Genomic DNA, 19563 nt, shown 5'->3' on the forward strand with positions numbered 1-19563 from the left:
TTCTCCCAAGGGGAGGGCCTTTTTTAAGGTTGGTTGATTGGGTTGAATTAGGTTGATTGAGTTAATTAAGTTGGATTAAGTTGATTGGGTTGAATTAGGTTGATTGAGTTTAGAACTACTCACTCAATACAACTAAATCAACTACTCACTAAAGAATATGGAACTGCACAACATACAACGGGTTTACCTGGCAGGCATAGGCGGCATAGGCATGAGTGGCCTTGCACGTTACTTTGCCCGCAAGGGTTGTATCGTTTGTGGTTACGATAAAACAGCAACCGACCTGACCATGGCCCTGCAAAACGAGGGCATGCAGATTATTTACGAAGACCGTGCGGAGTTTATCCCCATGAGTTTTCATAAACCCTGCGATGGTACGCTGATCATCTATACCCCGGCTATGCCTAAAGATTCGGCCATACTGCATTTCTTTAAGCAGCAGGGTTTCGAGTTGTTTAAGCGTTCGCAGGTATTGGGTTTGATCAGCAAAGGAATGTATACGATAGCCGTAGCGGGTACGCATGGTAAAACCACAACATCGTGCATGATAGCCCATATCCTTAAATATTCGGGTACAGATTGCTCGGCCTTTTTGGGTGGTATAGCGGCCAATTACCAAAGCAATGTGCTGTATGGCGATAACAATGTGATGGTGGTAGAGGCCGATGAGTACGATCGTTCGTTCCTGACCCTGCACCCGGATGTGGCTATTATTACATCGATGGATGCCGATCACCTGGACATCTACGGCGACCATTCGCACCTGACGGAGTCGTTCCGGTTGTTCGCTTCGCAGATAAAGGATGGTGGCACACTGATCTATCATAAGGGCTTGCCTGTTGGGCACGATGGCATTACCTACGCCCGCGATGAGGAAGCCGGTGCCATGGCGGAGAATGTGCGTATTGAGAGTGGCGACTTTTATTTTGATTTCGATAACGGAGGCACGCAGATAGAAGACATCCGAATGGGGATTGCCGGTATGCACAATATAGATAATGCTACTGCCGCTATACAAGCCGCTTTGCTGCTTAATGTTGCCCCTGATGCTATCAAAAGCGCGCTGGGCAGCTTTAAAGGTGTAAAGCGCAGGTTCGAATATATTGTAAAGAACGAGGCGCACATTTATATAGATGATTACGCGCACCACCCCGAAGAATTACGGGCGGCCATATCATCGGTAAAAAAGCTGTATCCAAACAAGAAGTTGACAGTAGTTTTCCAACCGCACTTATATACCCGCACCCGCGATTTTGTGGATGGCTTTGCCGAGGTGCTGGATATGAGCGACGAGCTGTTGTTGCTGGATATTTACCCGGCACGCGAGCTGCCTATCGAAGGCGTAAACTCGGAATTGATACTCGACCGCATGAAAATGTGGAATAAGCGTAAATGTGGAAAACAAGAATGCCTTGATATAGTGCGTGTTGAAAAACCTGAACTACTTTTAACTGTTGGTGCAGGTGATATCGATCAGTTAGTCCATTCATTAAAAAATATACTGGAACATGTTTAAGAATAAACGGTTGTGGCGGAATATTTTGTTTGGGTTTATCTGGCTGGTAAGCCTGAGCGGACTGGTGGTGCTGATGAGCTTCATCGAGGTGAAAAAATCGGCTACGGTTTGTAAGGATGTGCAGATCATCATCCCCGGCAACCAGTTCTTTATTGATAAGCAGGAGGTAGATAATATCCTGGGGCTGAACGGTACATCGCTGAAAGGTCTGCGGATCTCGAACATCAACATACAGGCATTGGAAAACAAGCTGCGGAAAAACCCATTTGTAGAAAGCGCTACGGTTTATGTAGATATGGACGGGGTGCTGATGGTCGAGATCAGTCAGCGCCAGCCAATGCTGCGCATAGTTAACCGGTACGACCGCGATTTTTACGTCGATCAGCATGGCTTGAAGATCCCGCTGTCGGATAATTTTACGGCAAAGGTGCTGGTAGCAAACGGTTATATCGACGAAGGTTTTGCCAATAGGGTAGATACCCTGATGACGCCTATGGCCCGCAACTTGTTCAAAACGGCCGATTTTATACGCAGGGACTCCTTATGGTCGGCGCAGATCGCGCAGCTATATGTGAACGAGAAACAGGAGATAGAACTGATACCGCGCGTAGGCAACCAGCGCATATTGCTGGGCAATGCCGATTCGCTGGAGGTGAAGTTCCGTAACCTGCTGGCTTTCTACAAGCAGGCCATCCCGCAGGTGGGCTGGGTAGCCTATAAGGCCATCAATATAAAATATACCAACCAGGTTATTGGTATTAAAAACGATAACCTGAAACATGATACAGCGGCGGTAAATAACGCGGTAAAGCCCGATTCGTTACTAAAGGCTGCTGTGGATACAACAAAAAAAGCAACAACTACTACTACGTCTACTAATAAAGTTAAAAATTAAGGGAATATGGACAAAAGCTCAACTCACGAAAAAAGTGCGCCAATTGCGGTAGGATTGGATATTGGTACCACTAAAATTTGCGCTATTGTTGGCCGTCGCAGTAAAAACGGCAAAATAGAAGTATTAGGCATTGGCAAGGCCGAATCGGCAGGGGTTACCCGCGGTATGGTTTCCAATATAGATAAAACCGTACAGGGAATTATCCAGGCAGTTGATATAGCCGGAACCCAGTCGAACGTGGAGATCAAAGTGGTGAACGTGGGTATAGCCGGGCAGCATATTAAAAGCCTGCAGCACCGCGGCCTCATTACCCGCCGCGCGCTGGATACCGAGATCAGCCGTAAGGATATCGAAAAACTGGTAGAGGATATGTACAACCTGGTGATGTCGCCGGGCGAGGAGATCATCCATGTGCTGCCGCAAGAGTTTACGGTGGATAACGAACCGGGTATTAAAGACCCTGTTGGTATGGCCGGCGTACGTTTGGAAGCAAACTTCCACATCATATCTGGCCAGGTAACCGCTATCAAGAATATCGTTAAATGCGTTAACAAGGCCAGCCTGGATAGCCAGGAACTGATCCTTGAGCCGCTGGCCTCGTCAGAATCGGTACTGAGCGAAGAGGAAAAGGAAGCGGGTGTGGTGCTGGTGGATATTGGTGGTGGTACTACCGACGTGGCCATTTTCCACGAGGGTATCATCCGTCATACAGCGGTTATCCCATTTGGCGGTAACAGCGTTACCGAAGATATCCGCGAGGGGTGTTCGGTAATGCGCAACATCGCCGAGCAGTTGAAACTGCGCTTTGGTTCGGCACTGGCTGACGAGAACAAAGAGAACGAAATTGTTTGCGTGCCCGGATTGCGTGGCCGCGAACCAAAGGAAATATCGGTGAAAAACCTGGCCTATGTAATCCAGGCCCGCATGGAGGAGATCGTGGAGCATATTTACTACGAGATCAAATCATCAGGCTACGAGAAGAAGCTGATAGCAGGTATTGTGATCACCGGTGGCGGCGCGCAATTGAAGCACCTGTCGCAACTGGTGGAGTTTGTTACCGGGCTGGATTGCCGTATTGGTTACCCTAACGAGCACCTGGCCAAGAACGAGGTGTTGCCAAAGCCTACCTACGAGGAATTGCAAAGCCCGATGTTCGCAACCGGTATAGGCTTGCTGATAAAAGGCATCCAGAAGATGGAGTACGAAATGGAGGGGCAAACTCCAACGGCGGCATCCATGAAGCCTGAAAAACCGAAATATGCCGACGAAAGGCGACTGGGTTTATTCGGTAAATTGCTGGAAACCGGGAAGAAATTCATTAAGGACGACATCAAGGATGAGGACTTTTTGAAATAGAGATGAATAGTTGATTAGGTGAGCAGTTTATTGAGTTGGATTAGGCAAACGATCCTAAACTCAATCAACCGAATCTAACTCAATCAACTATTTTTTCAACAAAGACTTTAATTTTCCACATATTAACGAATGTGGAAAACTTGTGTGGAAAAAGTTTTATCATTACGATAGGTAAAACTAAGTATTCATCAGATCATACATAGCTGAAAAAGAGGATTATGCAGTTTGAAATGTTAAAAGAAAAATCGTCTATCATCAAAGTTATTGGTGTTGGCGGTGGCGGCGGGAACGCGGTAAATCACATGTATAAGCAAGGGATAACAGGGGTGGACTTCATTATCTGTAATACCGACGCGCAGGCTTTGGAACTAAGCCCTATACCAAACAAGGTTCAGTTAGGCGCAAGTTTAACCGAAGGGATGGGTGCAGGCTCTATCCCCGAAGTGGGAAAAAATTCAGCTATCGAAAATATTGATGATATTAAGCAAATGCTGGGTTCAAACACCCGTATGCTGTTCATCACGGCCGGTATGGGCGGTGGTACAGGTACCGGGGCAAGCCCCATTATTGCTAAAGCAGCCCGCGAATTGGATATCCTTACCGTGGGTATCATCACTACGCCGTTCAGCTTTGAAGGCAAACGCCGTAAGATGCAGGCCGATGAAGGTTTGGAAGAACTGAAGAAGTATGTGGATAGCTTCCTGGTGATCAGTAACGACCGCCTGCGCCAGATCTTCGGTAACTTAACCTTAGGTTCGGCATTTGCGCAGGCAGATAATATATTGACCACGGCTGCCAAAGGTATCGCCGAGATCATTACGCTGCCCGGCTATATCAACGTCGACTTTAAAGATGTGCGCACTGTGATGAAAGACAGTGGTGTATCTATCATGGGCAGCTGCTCGGCCGAAGGTGAGAACCGTGCTTTAAAAGCCGTGGAAGGCGCTTTGGCATCTCCGCTGTTAAAGGATAATGAAATTGAAGGTGCACGTTATATCCTGCTGAACATCAGTTCGGGTATTAACGAAGTAACCATGGACGAGGTAAGCATTATTACCGATTATATCCAGGAAGAAGCCGGCTTAGCTGCCGACCTGATCTGGGGTAACTGCCAGGACGATACTTTGGGCGAGAAACTGTCGGTAACGATCATTGCTACTGGTTTCCAAACTAAAGATGAACGCGAGAAAGAGCAAAGCACCAAACGTGTGGTATCTATGCTGGTTCCCGAAGAAAAAGGCGCTCCGCTGGTACGCCCGGTAAATGAGTTTATTACGCCGGTAGCACCGCCGCCAACAGCTGAAAGTTATTCGACCGAGCCATATATGAAGGGCAGCGAGCCTGCTAAACCGCAAACTGGTTTGTTCGACCTGTTCGCGCCATCGGCAGCTGTTACTGAAACGCCACAAGCCGACAACAGCGATGTGGTAAAACATAGCCTGGTAGAAGAAGAACCTGCCAGCGCGCCTGAGCCTGATTTTGGCGAGTTCACTTTTAAGGTATCGGATAGCATGATGGAGTTTGAATCGTTTAAAGAAGAGGCTGTGGCCGAACCTGAACCGGAGCCCGAACTGCCACCAGCACCTGTTGCGGGCGCTGACGATCATAAGACAGCCGAAAGTGTTGAGGAACAAATGCGCAAGGCCCGCGAACGTATTATGCGTTTAAAGGACCTGACCATGAAGAATCGTAACGGCAATATTCAGGAACTGGAAAATATACCTGCCTACAAGCGTAAGGAAATAGCGCTGCAACAAACCCCGGCATCATCTGAAAGCGAAATATCACGCTTTACTTTACTGACCGACGATGAAGGTAACACTGAAATAAGAAGGAACAACTCGTTCCTGCATGATAATGTTGACTAAGCGTTGACGATATTGATTAAGCCAAAGCCCCTGTATAACTTTACGGGGGCTTTTTTTGTTATAACCTATAATAAAAAGTTATAGCCTTGCGGCTGCTCACATTTACAATTATATTTGTACATTGGAAATTAAATAGATAAAGAATTTTGGATTTATTTGATAAAATAGAAAAAAACATGGGCGGGCCAATCGGCCAGCATCAAAAGTGGTCGCACGGGTACTTCTCGTTTCCTAAACTGGAAGGAGAGATTGCCCCGCATATGATGTTTAATGGCGTTGAACATTTGGTTTGGAGCCTGAACAACTACCTGGGCCTGGCTAACCACCCCGAGGTGCGTAAGGCCGATGCTGAAGCCGCTGCCGATTTTGGCATGGCATACCCCATGGGCGCGAGGATGATGTCGGGTAATTCACGCCATCACGAGGAACTGGAGGCCGGTTTGGCCGAATTTGTGGGTAAGGAAGACGCCTTTTTATTGAACTACGGTTACCAGGGCATGGTGTCGATCATCGATACGCTGGTTGATCGTAACGATGTAATTGTTTATGACGCGGAATCGCACGCCTGCATTATCGATGGGGTGCGCCTGCACATGGGTAAGCGCTTTGTTTACCAGCATAACGATATGGAAAGCTGCGCCAAGCAACTGGAGCGCGCCACCCGCCTGACCGAGCAAACCGGCGGCGGCATCTTGCTGATCACCGAGGGGGTATTCGGCATGTCGGGCGCACAGGGTAAGCTGAAGGAGATCGTAGCCCTGAAGGAAAAATTCAAATTTAGGATACTGATCGATGACGCGCATGGTTTCGGCACCTTAGGTGCTACCGGCGCGGGCGCTCACGAAGAGCAGGGGTGTGTAGATGGTGTAGATGTGTACTTCGGTACATTCGCCAAATCGATGGCCGGCATAGGCGCGTTTGTAGCTGCCGATAAAATGATCGTCGACTTTTTGCGGTACAATATGCGTTCGCAAACCTTTGCCAAGGCATTACCTATGCCAATGGTGCTGGGTTTGAAGAAGCGCTTCGAACTGTTGAAATCGCAACCGGAACTGCGCGAAAAACTGTGGACCATTGCCCGTGCCCTGCAAAACGGGTTAGTTGAACATGGTTTTGATATCGGCATTACAAACAGCGTAGTAACCCCGGTATTTTTAAAAGGCGACCTGCACGAAGCTACCAGCCTGACGATGGACCTGCGTAAGCGTTACCATATCTTCTGCTCGATAGTGGTTTACCCGGTTATCCCGAAAGGCCTGATAGAACTGCGCCTGATCCCGACAGCCGTACATACACTGGAAGATGTACAGCGCACACTGGATGCCTTTAGCGATGTTGCCGAAAAGCTAAAAGCCGGCGATTACAAACAAAAGGAAGAGAAGCTGGCTGAAGTGGAAGCTTAGGCTATCAACCGCAATATTATTTATAATGGCCCGTGTCCTCACGGGCCATTTTTGTTTAGTGAGGACGCAGCCTTGGCGCACAAAATTTACCTCCCTTGGGAGAGTAATAGCCCAAGATAAAAAAGTTCCCTCCTTGGGGAGGGGTGTGCTGGGTTTGGGTAGCGGTAGGTAGGGGTTTAGCCACGATGTGATATTGCATAAACCCCCTCCTACACCCTCCCGATGGGAGGGGATCGCAACATTCCTACGCTTCTGTCTCTGCTGGGGCACCCAAGAGACACCGGGTGAGAAGAAGACAAAAATACCATATCTTTAACATCAAAATCCGTCAATGATATCCTCCTTACCCGTAGTGAAAATGCCTTTGGCTGTCAAAATTATGCTGGCTCTTGTGGCCATATTGCTCCTGGCCAATATCCTTTCGCCACTGAGGTTAAATACCGATGCCATCCGGTACTTCAATATCATGCTTTATTTAAAGGGTATGCTTCCTCCTACAGATTATGCTGGAAGTGATTTCCTGCCGCATGGCTATCCTTTATTACTTAAATACTTAGATAAAGCGGGTTTGCTCAATTCAAAGGCAATGATCGCCATTAATATTTTGGCAGGGGTAACAGTGGGATATCTTATTTGTCGTTTACTGCCTGCAAAAAACCGGCTTATCGTTACCGCTTTGTTGTTGCTATCGTATATCAATATCAAACACCTGATCCTACCTATCCCCGATGAACTTTTTGCCGGAAGCTTGCTATTGGCTACCTGGTGCTGGGCAAAGGCATTAAAAGATAAGTGGATATATTGCCTCCCTGCCTTTTTGATCACGGCGGCGGCCATCTATCTGCGTACCGCTGGTATTGTGATTCCCTGCGGTATTGTTCTTTTTTTGATATATACTAATTGGCCTGCTATTAAGAAAAACAAGTACCTGCTTACCGCGCTTATCGGGGTGGTACTGACGGCAATCGCCTTGTTTTTATATAGATTGAAAGGACTTGAACAACGCAATGATTACTTCCGCTATCTTAATTTGGAGGGGATAGTACACGGCCCTAATAATCTGTCAGCACGCGTATTGCTCCATCTACAGGAAATGGGCGAACTGCTGCTCAATATCCCCTGTAGTAAGCTTAACACTTTTGTGCCACACCCGCTAGCGTTTTTGATAATGCCCTTAATTATCGCTACCGGTTTGTTTATGTTTGCCTTAACAGTTTATATCATCATCCGGACGGAGCTGTACCGGCATTTAATACTGTGGGTATACCTGTGTTATATGACTATAATTATTATCTGGCCTTTTTACGATACCCGTTTCCTGATCCCTATTATTCCGCTGTTTATTTATTGCTTGTATACCGCTTTTGAACGGTGTCGACCCCTTTGGGCTTTAAAATTATTAGCTACGGTATATGTGTTGATGGGCTTATTCGCGTTGAGTTATTCCACAGCTATTTCGATTAACCAGTCTGTTTTTTTGAAATTATATGGCTTTGATAAAGAGATGACAGCAAGCTACAGGCAGCATTTCGAAGATAAGCGATCTGGTACGGTAGTTGTTTATGATATTAATAAGCAGCGGGTGTTGTATATATTGAATGCTTATGATAAATAAACAAAAAAGACCGGTCATCAGCCGGTCTTTTTCGTTTCGAATGATAATTACCCTATCGCCAAACCACCACACCCGCAGGCGCCAATGTCTTGCTGCCGATCAATACCTTAGCATTAGCTGGTACAGGTAAAACCTGCGTGGCCGATGAGTAATTCATCCCTACCCAAAAGCCATCGCGGCAATCAACGGTAACGCCTTCCGGCAGATCGAGTATACCGATACCGGCATTTTTGTATACTTTTCTCAATACGTCTTTTTCAAGCTTGCCGTCGTCGGTATCGGCGCCAATATAAGTAACAGTGCCTTTACCCAGTTTACGGTTTAGTACAGCTGTTTCGCCTTTGTAGAATTGGTCGTTATACAGGGCCATTTTAGTGCCGGCTGCGGCACCCTGCAATACATCGCCCCAGTTATTCCAGTTGAACAGCTTGCCGTCCATGGCCACCTTAGCCATGCGGTTTTCCGGCAACTGATCGTAGTATAATTCTTTTATCCCAAGCAGGCTGTATATCGGTTCAGCAAAGCGGCCTTCCCAAATGCGGGCCTCGCGGTCCTTTTCGCCGGTGCGGCTGCTCAGTATCAAATGGCCGCCCTGCTCTACATAAGCTTTCCAGCGGGCCACCAGTTTAGGATCAAGCAATTGATAAGCCGGGGCTACCATTACCGGGTATTTACTGAAATCGGTTTCTTCACCGATAAAATCAACCGGGGCACCAAACGATTTAACTACGCCGTAGTATTTCATCATGTGCTTCATAAAATCCCATTGGTTGGTTTGGGGTTGGTTATCCATCTCCCAGCGGTTATCTACGTTGTATAAAATGGCAGTGCGGCGGGCTTTGTAATCAGCTGGCTCCGGACCGGGTTTGTATTGTTTTTTAAGCTGCGCTATCTCTTTTAAGGCGGTAATGTATTCGGCGCCGCTGCGGGCCACCTCAATACCGTTGGGCTTCATAATACCGTTATGGTATTGTTCGCCACCAACCAGTGGCTGACGGAAACGGTAGGTGCAAACAAATTTGTTGCCGCCCGCAAAAACGTGATAGATCCACATGCGCACCGCCCCGGGCATAGGCTGCGAGTTGTATTTACCCCAGTTCACCTGGCCGGGTTGTAACTCCATTACGCTGGTAACGCCGTTAATAGGGCGCATAAAATCGTTAGAGAAGCCTATGCTCAGGTAATTACCCAGGCGGAAACCCTGATCGCCGGTGCCATCGCTCAGGCCGGCCACCAGGTACTTGGTATAATTCATGATATCCAAACCAGCCATACGCCGCGGATCAACCGGGGTATAATCCGACATCAGGTTGCTGGTCACAAACTGATTGTCATCAATGTATTTTTTCAGCGTAGCTTGTTGATCTAATACAAACCCGGCAGCTTCATCGGCGGTAAAGCGTTTAAAATCCAGTACCGCGTGTGGATTGGGCTGAGCTACCAATTCCTTGCCGTTAGGGCAATCTATCTGATCGAAATTATTATAATTTAAACTCCAGAAGGCGTTACCCCACGATGCGTTCAGCGCCTCGATGCTTTTGTACTTAGCCTGCAGCCAAAGGCGGAAGTGCTTCTGCGCATTTTGACTGAAATCGTATTCGTTGCCATAGTGCGATGGTTCGTTATCAATTTGCCAGCCCATTATAGTTTTATTATGGCCGTAACGTTTAGCCATCTCGGTAACTATCTTATCTACATACTGGCGGTATAAATCGCTGGACCATGAGGCTTGCTGCCGCGCGCCGTGTACCATGGTGCGGCCATCGGCGTTTACCATCAGCACATCGGGGTGCTTTTTAGTTAGCCATACCGGCGGCGCAGCCGATGGGGTACACATAATTACTTTTACGTGGTTTTCGCCGGCAAGGCGCACCACTTCATCAAGCCAGGCAAAATCAAACTTACCTTCTTCGGGTTCCATATTGGCCCAGGCAAACTCAGCGTAATGGGTAAAATCAAAACCCAATTCGCCAATGCGTTTAATATCGCGCGCCCACTGTTCTTTAGGCCATTGCTCGGGGTAGTAATAAACGCCAAACTGCATCAGGTCGGCCTTGTTAAAAAACTTTTCGCCTTTTTGGGCAAAGGAGTTCAGGCTGCTTAATAATGCAGCCGCTATAACGCCGGTTTTCAGCACGGCCTTTACTGATACTTTCTTCATTTGTTATTTAGCGGTTTTGGGTTTGGTTGCTGAAGATACAGAATTTTCCGCACCACTAAAAACTGCCGAAATAGGCGTGCCGATATTACCGCTTGGCACCTGGATGTGCAGCAGTGCCGAAATAGTTGAAGCCACATCGGTAGTATAAGTCTTATCGTAAGTTACGCCGTGTTTAATACCCCAGCCCATAAATAGCAGCGGGATGTGGGTATCGTAAGCATTCCACTCGCCATGACTGGTGCCTGTAGCGCCACCCTGGAACCAACCCGAAGTAGGGATGATCATCACCGCGCCGCTGCGCTTGTAGTTATAACCATTTATCATCATGGTGCGTACGGTTTCGGGGATGGATGCATCGTTTAATCTGGCCATATCGGCTACAAATAATACGGTGGGCTCGTCCTTCAGCATATCCACAGCGGCTTGCTTAATAGCTGTATAATCAAGCTTTTGCCTGGTAATAAACGGGATATTAAAATTCACCTGGTATTCGGTAATAGATATCACCAGTTTATCTTCCTTAAACCGGGCCTTCAGCATCTGGTTCAGTTTAGTTGCAAAGGTTGCCGGGTTCCATGCGCCTGCGGGGATATTATGCTCCTTGTTAAACTCGATGGAATGCGATGCGCCATGATCGGCAGTAAGGAAAATGGTGTAATTGCCTTTGCCCAGTTTATTATCCAGGTTAGCGAAAAAATCTGCCAAATCCTTATCCAGACGCAGGTAGGTGTCTTCTACTTCAATAGCGTTAGGGCCGTACATATGGCCAACATAATCGGTTGATGCACAGTTAATGGTCAGGAAATCGGTAACACCGTTGCTGCCTAACTGGTAAGCTTCGATAGCGGCTTTGGCAAAATCAAGCGTTAACGTATTACCAAACGGTGTGCTGCGGATGGTGGTGTGACGGGCTTTGTAAGCATCGGCAACCTTGTGCGGGAACGCGGTTGATGTTTCGCCGGCAAAGCGGCCCTCCCAGCGCACATTATCTTCGGTACTTTGGGCGTAGGTATTGATGGGGTAAAGGGTATTCCAGCCGTTGGCTACCAGTTTTTCAGGCTCGTTGGCATCGTTAAATTTTTTCACCCAGGCTGGTAATTCCTTAGTATAATAAGTGCTGGTGATAAAGCGCGCGCTTTCATCGTCGAACCAGAAAGCGCCTGTAGGCATGTGGCCTGCTGGCAGGATAGATGCGCGGTCTTTTAATGATACGCCCACTACCTTCGATTTGAAATTGGTGGCCAGTCGTAATTCGTCGGTCATGGTGGTTGATAACAGGTTGCGCGGCGAGCGTTTGCCTTCTTCGGCATCGCTGCCAACCCCGTTTACAGTGGTATCGGTTACGCAATAAAGGGCCTTGCCGCTTAGCTGGTCAACCCAGTCGTTACCGGCTATACCGTTTATGGCCGGAACAGTACCACTAAATATGGCCGAGTGCCCTACCGCGGTAGCCGACGGCAGGTAATTGATATAATCATTTTCGCAACGGAAGCCCTCGTTCATTAAGCGTTTAAAACCGCCATTGCTGTAACGGTCGTAATAGCGGTACAGGTAATCCCAGCGCATCTGGTCTACCACAATGCCTACCACCAGTTTAGGGCGTTTTAAGGTGTTGCCGGCAGTGGCTTTTGATTGTGCGAATGTTGCGCAGGTAATAAACTGTAATGATAATAGAGCGATGATCTTCAATCGGCGGTTTTTGTTTTGAACCATTGTTTTTTATAGTAAGATGTATTAAAAAGAAAAACGCATGTGCGGCGGGCGTATACCATTCCGGAACAAAAAATAACGCCCCAGAAAACGGATAGCTGATTAAACTAACGGGCTAAAAATATAAAAATACCGTATATTGCATATTAACCTATTTGAAAAATTACGCTAAATTATTAATGCGTGTGTGGGTTACAAAGCCTTTCGTTTGCTTTTAAGTATCCTGAATAAATTACAAATTACAATAGTATCTGCAAGTTAAAAGCGCGTCTATATATATTGTAGCCAACGTATATTGGTATCACCTTTACATAAACCTGTGATATGAAGCGTATTTTTTTCCAATCCCTGCTGATCTGTTTTTTTATCTGTGCCGATAGGCAAGTTATGGCACAGCAGGGCAAGCCTAACGTAATTGTAATTTATACCGATGATGTTGGCTACGGCGATTTGAGCTGCTATGGTGCTGCCCAAATAAAAACGCCTAATATTGATGCCATCGCCGCAAATGGCTTGCGGTTTATTAACGCCTATGCCTCGTCGGCCACCTGCACGCCCTCGCGTTACTCGATGCTGAGCGGTGAATATGCCTGGCGAAAAAAAGGTACCGGTATTGCCCCCGGCGATGCGGCGCTACTGATAGATCCCGCAAAACCTACGCTGGCATCGGTATTTAAGGATGCGGGTTATCATACCGGCGTGATTGGTAAATGGCACCTGGGCCTTGGTGCCCCCGGTGTTGGGCCCTACTGGAACGGCACGATCAAACCCGGCCCCATCGAACTGGGCTTCAATACATCATACATTATGCCCGCTACGCTGGATAGGGTACCCTGTGTTTATATTGATGGTTACCACATCGTCAACCTCGACCCGACCGACCCCATCACCGTTAATTATAAACAACCCGTGGGCAACTGGCCTACCGGCAGGGATCACCCCGAATTGCTGAAAATGAAGCCATCGCACGAGCATGACCAAACCATTGTGAACGGCGTGAGCCGTATCGGTTACCAAACGGGCGGTAAATCGGCGCTTTGGGTTGATGAAGATATCAGTACTGTGCTGGCTGGCAAAGCGGTGCAGTTTATCGAGGAGAATAAGCGTAAGTCCTTCTTTTTGTATTTCGCCACACATAATATCCATGTGCCGCGTGTGGTGAATAAGCGTTTTGCCGGTAAAAGCGGCATGGGCCCCCGTGGCGACGCTATTTTAGAACTGGATTGGATGACCGGACAGGTAACACAAACCCTGAAGCGGCTAAACCTTACGCAAAATACCATTGTTATCTTCAGCAGCGATAACGGACCGGTGATAGATGATGGTTATATAGACGATGCCGTGGAAAAACTGAACGGACATACCCCGGCAGGCGCTTTACGCGGCGGTAAATACAGTGCTTTTGATGGCGGTACCCGTGTGCCGATGATCGTATCGTGGCCCGGGCATATTGCCAAAGGCACATCGGCGGCGCCGTTTAGCCAGGTGGATATGATGGCCTCGTTTGCACAATTGATGGGCAAGCCTTTTACAGGCGGCAAATATATGGATAGCGAAAATGCTATGGATGTTCTGTTAGGGAAAAATACCCAGGGGCGCAATTATGTGATACAACAATCGGTAAACAATACGCTTAGTATTATAAAGGGCGATTGGAAGTATATTGAGCCAAGTAATGGACCGGCGATAAACAAGTATACCAATACCGAGTTGGGGAATAACCCCAAACCGCAGCTTTATAATTTAAAGACTGATATTAACGAACGGAAGAATTTAGCGGATGCTAACCCGGAGAAGTTGAATGAGTTGAGGGATTTGCTGAATAGGGTGAGGGGGGATGCCAAGATCGCGGTGAATTAATTCGTCATGTTGAGCGATAGCGAAACATCCCCTTTTTGCAGGTCTATCATGCAAAGTTACTTTGCTATTTTGGGATTCTTCGTTCGCGTTCAGAATGACGAAAGGAGTATGCAAAGCGGAAGTGCAAAGTTTGGGATACTTCGCCCGCGCTCAGCATGACGATTAATGAAGCTCTACTTCACCGTTACACTCAACCCCAAATTCACAATAGCCGATTGCGGATAAACCCCCTGGTAATCGTTAGAAGACCCGCCACGGGCCACTTCCGGATCAAGCCCGAAACGATTATACACGCCCGACCAGGTGTGCAGGTTATAAGCGTTGGCATATATACGTAAGCCTTTAAGCCCTATCTTGTTCACCAGTTTATCCGGCAGGTTATAGCTCAACTCTACCGATTTTAGGCGCAGGTAATTGCCGCTTATGGCCCAAAAGGTAGATGTATTGCCCGAGGACATATAGCTGCCCTGGAAGTTGGAAATCAATGCCGGGAACTGCGCCGTTGCAGCGGTTTCTGGTGTCCAGCGGTCAAGGTGTATTTGTTGCAGGTTGCCTTTAAAGGGGGTAACAAAAGGGTAGCCTATCTGCACATCATAATTCAGTGCCGATTGCAGCAGGATGTTCAGCGCGAAACGTTTAAACGTGAACCCGGTATTGAGCGATAGGATAGTGGTTGGTAGGTTAGCATGGCCGAAATAGCCTTTGTCGTCATCGGTAATAACGCCGTCGCCGTTCATATCGCGGTATTTTAAAAAGCCGGGGATGGTGGTGCCGGGGCCACCCGCCGCTGTGGTTGAGCCAATATACTTTGGGATTGCCGGATTTGCAGCTTCAGCTGTGGAGTAAAAACCGTCCCAAATATACTCCGGTACTTCGCCTATCGAGCGGCCGGTTTGTGTTTTATAGCCATACTTCTGCGGTACTTCGTCTATCTCTAATATCTTATTTTTAGCATACGAATAATTGCCTTTCAGGTTATAACCAACCTTACCCATGCGGCCGGTATAGGTTAGTTCAAACTCATAACCGTTGTTGGCCACAATGCCTAAGTTTTCGGGCGGGAGCAGGCCAATAGGGACGCCATAATAGTGCGGCACGGTTTGCAGGGCCGTTAAAATATCGTAACGCTTATTCCGGAAAAGATCAGCCGAACCACCTAAGCGCCCGTTGAACATGGAGAAATCGATCCCGATATCCAACTTGCGCTCCTTTTCCCAGGTTACATCGCTATTGCCAAAAGTGCCGGGAATGATGCTTGATGTTGGCGTACCCGTGGTGCCAAATAGATAACTGCCGCCTCGGCCGTAAGTCTCCAGGTAGTAGTTGGCATAATTGCCCAGGTTATCGCTGCCAACGATACCATACGATGCGCGGAACTTAAACAGGTTGATAAACGTAAGGTGCTGCTTAATAAATTCTTCCTCAGATATCACATATCCGGCCGAACCCGCCGGGAAGAAGCCATACTGCTTACTGGCCGCGAATTTGTTCGACCCATTGTAGCTGCCGTCAAACTCCGCCAGGTATTTATTATTGTGGTTAAAGTTGAGGCGGCCGGTCAGCCCGCGCAAGGTTTCGGGGATATAGGTATTGGCCAGTTCAGTAGCGGTACCGGTAGTAATAGGCCGTAGCTTGGTGTTTTGGTTATACAACAGCAGGGCGCTTACCTTGTTGGTATGAAAAGAATGATCGTAACTAACGCTGCCCTGCAGGGTAGATTGCCGGTTGGGCTGCCCCCCGCCATAAATAACGCTGTAAGGATCGATACGGTAGATGGTAGCATCGCGCGGGGTATAGGTGCCTGTAACCGGGTCGTAATAATAGGATGGGAAATTGACCCGGGTAAGCGACCTGAGCGACGATGTGCCGTTAGTAACATTTACCTGCAACTTGGCTTTTAGGCCGCTGGTAATGGCATCCAGCTTTTGCGTGGCCGATGCGTTAAACGTAAACAAATTGGCCCGTACCAGTTGGTATCCGCCCAGGGCAATCCGGCCTATAATATTATTGGCCGCAGGCTGCGGGCGGTTAGGGTTGGCAAAGCCATAGCTGCCGTTGGGATTATGAATGGGGTAGGTGTAAGGGTTCAGCGATTCGTAATTAAACACCTCGTAAAAGGCGGCCGTTTCTGCCGAGCCGCTTTGTCCGTAAAACTTTGGCGAGTTGGTGGCCGTCGTATTGCCCGAAAAATCGGCCCGGAAGCTTAAGGAGTTGGTGGCCTTGATATCCACATTGGCCCGGAAGTTGAACCTGTCGAAATTGTAGTTATTATCCAGTTCGTCGGTCGAGCGGATATCGCGCAGGATGCCGCCCTGGTTTTCGAAACCCAGGGAGATAAAATATTGTACATTATCGCTCCCGCCCGATACATCTGCATTGCTTTTACGGATGGGCGCGCTGCCTTTAAACAGGGTGTGGTACCAATCTACATTCGGGTGGCCGTAAGGGTCGGCCCCGCTGCGAAACAGGGCGATATCCGCATCAGTAAACTCCGGCACATAGGGCGATCCCGATATCAGCGCGTCATTTTTTAGGGCTTCGTTGCGCAGGGTGGCCGTATTGGCCGCATCCAAAAATTGCGGAACGTGCATAGGTACCTGCAAGCCAAACTCGGTACGCAGGTTAATGCGTGCCTTGCCCGTTTGCCCGCGGCGGGTGGTTACCAGTACCACTCCGTTAGCGCCCTTAACACCGTAAGGCGCGGTGGTGGAGGCATCTTTTAGTATACTGATGCTCTGTACTTCGTTTGGGTCGATATTGCTGAAATCGGGGTAGGTATATTCAATATCATCCACCAGGATCAGCGGTTGCTGACTGCTGCCGGTGCCATTAAAGGTGCTTACGCCACGGATGTAAAAGTCGGCGCCATCATCGCCCGGGCGGCCGCCGCGTTGTTGCGAGAAAAATCCGGTCACCTTACCCGTAAGCGAGTTTTGGATACTGGCCGATGGCGTTTGCTGGATATCATCGGTGCTGATGGTGCTGACAGCGCCGGTCAGCACAATTTTCTTTTGCGTGCCGTAGCCCACCACTACCACCTCGCTTAAAACCTTTGGGTAGGGCACCATTTTTATACTGATGCTGTTACGGCCGGCTGTGCCCACTTCCTGAGTGGCGTAGGCGATATACGAAAAGATGAGCGCGGCATTGGGGTTTTGTAAATTGATGCTAAATATGCCATTGGCATCGGTTGATGTGGCCTGGGCTGTACCCTTAACCCTAATGGTAACACCAGGAAGCGGCAGCCCGTTCTCATCCGTTACCGCGCCATGGATATGGCCCGGTACCTCGTATATTTTATGAAGGACGATCAGCCCGCCAACATCCTCAAAAGTGATATTTTGTGTAATAAGTACCTGCCTTAATACATTGCTGATGGCCTGATTATTGGCTGTGAGGGAAACAAGCGTGCTGTCGATATTTTCCGAACTGTAGGCAAAGCGCACATCGGCCAGTTTTTCGATGGTTTTTAAAACGCTTTTAATATCGGCGTTCCTCACCTCGATGCTGATCTTTTTATCCAGCGGCCCCTGGGCCAAAGCCCGCACCTGCATCAATGCCGAAAAGAAGAACACAAACCCTATGAAATAAAAGTACTTACATTTCATATTCACCATCAATGGGCTATCAGCAACCATGCAAAACCGGCCATATAAAGCCGGGTAAATTTAGCATTGTAAAATTACCCCTATGTTTACTCAGCGGTAAGTTATTAATATAAAACAGTATTCCATATACCACAAAAACTTATCCCGGTACAGAGATAAGTTTTTAGTCGTCCCCCAGGGAGCTTTTTCAGTTCCCTCCTTTGGGAGGGGTGCGGATGCCGGTGTGATGGCAAGGAGGGGGTTTATACGATATTGCATCAGGACTAAACCCCTCCCTGAATCCTCCCAGTGGAAGGGAATCGCACAATTCCGCTCTTTGCTTGCGACAGGGTTAACAAAAACAGCGTTTACCTATTGCAGCACCTTTGCGTAAATCACCACCTTGCCGTCGTTAATTTCGTAGCGGGCGTTAATGGTTTTACAAATAATATCCAGCTTTTGGTACATAGTGGTCTTGCTCAAATCGGCAGTTAAGGTGCGGCTTGCGAAAACCTTGTCATCATATATCACCGGGATGCCATAGCAATCTTCCATTTTTTTAAATACAGTTTTCAGCGGCGCGTCGGCAAAGGCTTCGTTAAAAACCTGCTCGTTTGCCGCCACCGGTTTTGCTACCACCGACGCGATCAGCGTACGGTCGATCTTTGAGAAGCTGGCCTTTTGGTTACGGGTTAAGATCAGGCTGTTCAGCTTTTGGGTGTTCGCGTCATCCTGCGATTTTTTATCTACCAGCGAAAATACGGATACAATGCCCGAGGTCACTTCTACGGTCGCGTTCTTATCCTCCTCGTTTGATGTAATGGTGAAACGCGTGCCCAGCACTTTGGTGATCAGCCCGTTGGTGTAAACAAAAAACGGCTTAGCCGGATTTTTAGCCACCTCGAATGTCGCCTTGCCCGTCAGGTATATTTTGCGCGTGCCGTAGCTGTTAAATTTAGGGGCGTAACTTATACGCGCACCTTTTTGCAGGATGATCTCGCTGCCGTCGGCCATAATCACCTGCCTGGCCGAAGCATTGTTATTACTTTGCTCCACCAGTTCGCCGCCGGCTTCCTTTACCAGGTCTTTGTAGGATATGGTGCCATGGCTATACCGCACAAAGAACAGCAGCGCCACACTCATTACCACCAACAACGATGCCGCGATGCCTGCGTGTTTATACCAGTTGGTTCGCTTTATCGGTACCACCGGAGCCGGCTCGAGAACTGCTTTATCGGCGGTTTGGGCCATAATGTTTTGTATGGACATATCCATTTCCTCATCCGAAACCAAAGCCTCCTTTACTACCATAGAGCGGATGATCTGTTTGGCGGTGGCTATCTCCTCGCGTTTATTTTGATGAGCGGCTTCCCAATCGCTCCAGAACGCATCCAGGTCGCTGTCGTTAGTTAAAACCCATTGCCTGAAATCCTCGTCCCAAACCAAATCTTCAACGGTCGCGGCATCTCTGTTTATATGATTATTCATGATCTGTTAAGGTAGTAGAGACATTGGCTTAGGACAGATACCAGTCTTTTGTTAATTTTTTATTAAAAGAGTAATAATTGAGTGTTAAGTGGCTGATGTGCAAC

Annotated in this window: 11 protein-coding genes; 7 read left to right on the forward strand and 4 right to left on the reverse strand. The window is 48.0% G+C overall.

Features of this window, described 5'->3' with window-relative positions; all coding sequences use genetic code 11:
- The first annotated feature begins 157 nt into the window (after window positions 1-157).
- The 6 genes from murC (at window position 158) to HQ865_RS03020 (ending at window position 8653) form a co-directional block, all read left to right on the forward strand.
- On the forward strand, window positions 158-1516 hold the full coding sequence (gene murC / locus HQ865_RS02995; RefSeq protein WP_173413466.1) for a UDP-N-acetylmuramate--L-alanine ligase: 1359 nt from the start codon (window positions 158-160) through the stop codon (window positions 1514-1516).
- Window positions 1509-2411, forward strand: coding sequence for a cell division protein FtsQ/DivIB (locus HQ865_RS03000; protein WP_173413467.1), 903 nt, complete (start codon window positions 1509-1511; stop codon window positions 2409-2411). The genes murC and HQ865_RS03000 overlap by 8 nt, the downstream gene beginning before the upstream one ends.
- Window positions 2412-2417: 6 nt before the next feature.
- Window positions 2418-3767, forward strand: a complete 1350-nt coding sequence (gene ftsA / locus HQ865_RS03005) for a cell division protein FtsA (protein ID WP_173413468.1) — start codon at window positions 2418-2420, stop codon at window positions 3765-3767.
- A gap of 218 nt (window positions 3768-3985) precedes the next feature.
- The gene (gene ftsZ, locus HQ865_RS03010) at window positions 3986-5635 is read left to right on the forward strand and encodes a cell division protein FtsZ (protein ID WP_173413469.1); all 1650 of its coding nucleotides are present in this window, start codon (window positions 3986-3988) and stop codon (window positions 5633-5635) included.
- Between the two features lie 146 nt (window positions 5636-5781).
- On the forward strand, window positions 5782-7038 hold the full coding sequence (locus HQ865_RS03015) for an aminotransferase class I/II-fold pyridoxal phosphate-dependent enzyme (RefSeq protein ID WP_173413470.1): 1257 nt from the start codon (window positions 5782-5784) through the stop codon (window positions 7036-7038).
- Between the two features lie 331 nt (window positions 7039-7369).
- Entirely contained in the window at window positions 7370-8653 is a 1284-nt protein-coding gene (locus HQ865_RS03020) for a hypothetical protein (RefSeq protein WP_173413471.1), read from the forward strand.
- Between the two features lie 52 nt (window positions 8654-8705).
- On the opposite strand, the gene HQ865_RS03025 is transcribed toward HQ865_RS03020, so the two are convergent.
- Together HQ865_RS03025 and pafA are read right to left on the reverse strand one after the other, a co-directional pair.
- Complete coding sequence (locus tag HQ865_RS03025; RefSeq protein ID WP_202020444.1) at window positions 8706-10814, reverse strand: beta-galactosidase; 2109 nt, start codon at window positions 10812-10814, stop codon at window positions 8706-8708.
- Window positions 10815-10817: 3 nt separating this feature from the next.
- On the reverse strand, window positions 10818-12527 hold the full coding sequence (pafA, locus tag HQ865_RS03030; RefSeq protein WP_173413472.1) for an alkaline phosphatase PafA: 1710 nt from the start codon (window positions 12525-12527) through the stop codon (window positions 10818-10820).
- 321 nt (window positions 12528-12848) lie between these two features.
- Between pafA and HQ865_RS03035 the strand changes: the two genes are divergently transcribed.
- On the forward strand, window positions 12849-14384 hold the full coding sequence (locus tag HQ865_RS03035; RefSeq protein ID WP_173413473.1) for a sulfatase family protein: 1536 nt from the start codon (window positions 12849-12851) through the stop codon (window positions 14382-14384).
- A 173-nt stretch (window positions 14385-14557) separates the two neighbouring features.
- Here HQ865_RS03035 and HQ865_RS03040 read toward each other — a convergent pair whose 3' ends face one another.
- Together HQ865_RS03040 and HQ865_RS03045 are read right to left on the reverse strand one after the other, a co-directional pair.
- Window positions 14558-17992, reverse strand: a complete 3435-nt coding sequence (locus HQ865_RS03040) for a SusC/RagA family TonB-linked outer membrane protein (protein ID WP_173413474.1) — start codon at window positions 17990-17992, stop codon at window positions 14558-14560.
- Window positions 17993-18343: 351 nt separating this feature from the next.
- Window positions 18344-19459, reverse strand: a complete 1116-nt coding sequence (locus HQ865_RS03045) for a FecR family protein (protein ID WP_173413475.1) — start codon at window positions 19457-19459, stop codon at window positions 18344-18346.
- Window positions 19460-19563: the final 104 nt, after the last annotated feature.

The organism is Mucilaginibacter mali (assembly GCF_013283875.1).
Classification (GTDB): Bacteria; Bacteroidota; Bacteroidia; order Sphingobacteriales; family Sphingobacteriaceae; genus Mucilaginibacter; species Mucilaginibacter mali.

Excerpts from the sequence above, each read along its gene's own strand:
- murC (WP_173413466.1), top strand. The coding sequence starts at position 158 with ATGGAACTGCACAACATACAACGGGTTTACCTGGCAGGCATAGGCGGC.
- HQ865_RS03000 (WP_173413467.1), top strand. The coding sequence starts at position 1,509 with ATGTTTAAGAATAAACGGTTGTGGCGGAATATTTTGTTTGGGTTTATC.
- ftsA (WP_173413468.1), top strand. The coding sequence starts at position 2,418 with ATGGACAAAAGCTCAACTCACGAAAAAAGTGCGCCAATTGCGGTAGGA.
- ftsZ (WP_173413469.1), top strand. The coding sequence starts at position 3,986 with ATGCAGTTTGAAATGTTAAAAGAAAAATCGTCTATCATCAAAGTTATT.
- HQ865_RS03020 (WP_173413471.1), top strand. The coding sequence starts at position 7,370 with ATGATATCCTCCTTACCCGTAGTGAAAATGCCTTTGGCTGTCAAAATT.
- HQ865_RS03025 (WP_202020444.1), bottom strand. The coding sequence starts at position 10,814 with ATGAAGAAAGTATCAGTAAAGGCCGTGCTGAAAACCGGCGTTATAGCG.
- pafA (WP_173413472.1), bottom strand. The coding sequence starts at position 12,527 with ATGGTTCAAAACAAAAACCGCCGATTGAAGATCATCGCTCTATTATCA.
- HQ865_RS03035 (WP_173413473.1), top strand. The coding sequence starts at position 12,849 with ATGAAGCGTATTTTTTTCCAATCCCTGCTGATCTGTTTTTTTATCTGT.
- HQ865_RS03040 (WP_173413474.1), bottom strand. The coding sequence starts at position 17,992 with ATGAAATGTAAGTACTTTTATTTCATAGGGTTTGTGTTCTTCTTTTCG.
- HQ865_RS03045 (WP_173413475.1), bottom strand. The coding sequence starts at position 19,459 with ATGAATAATCATATAAACAGAGATGCCGCGACCGTTGAAGATTTGGTT.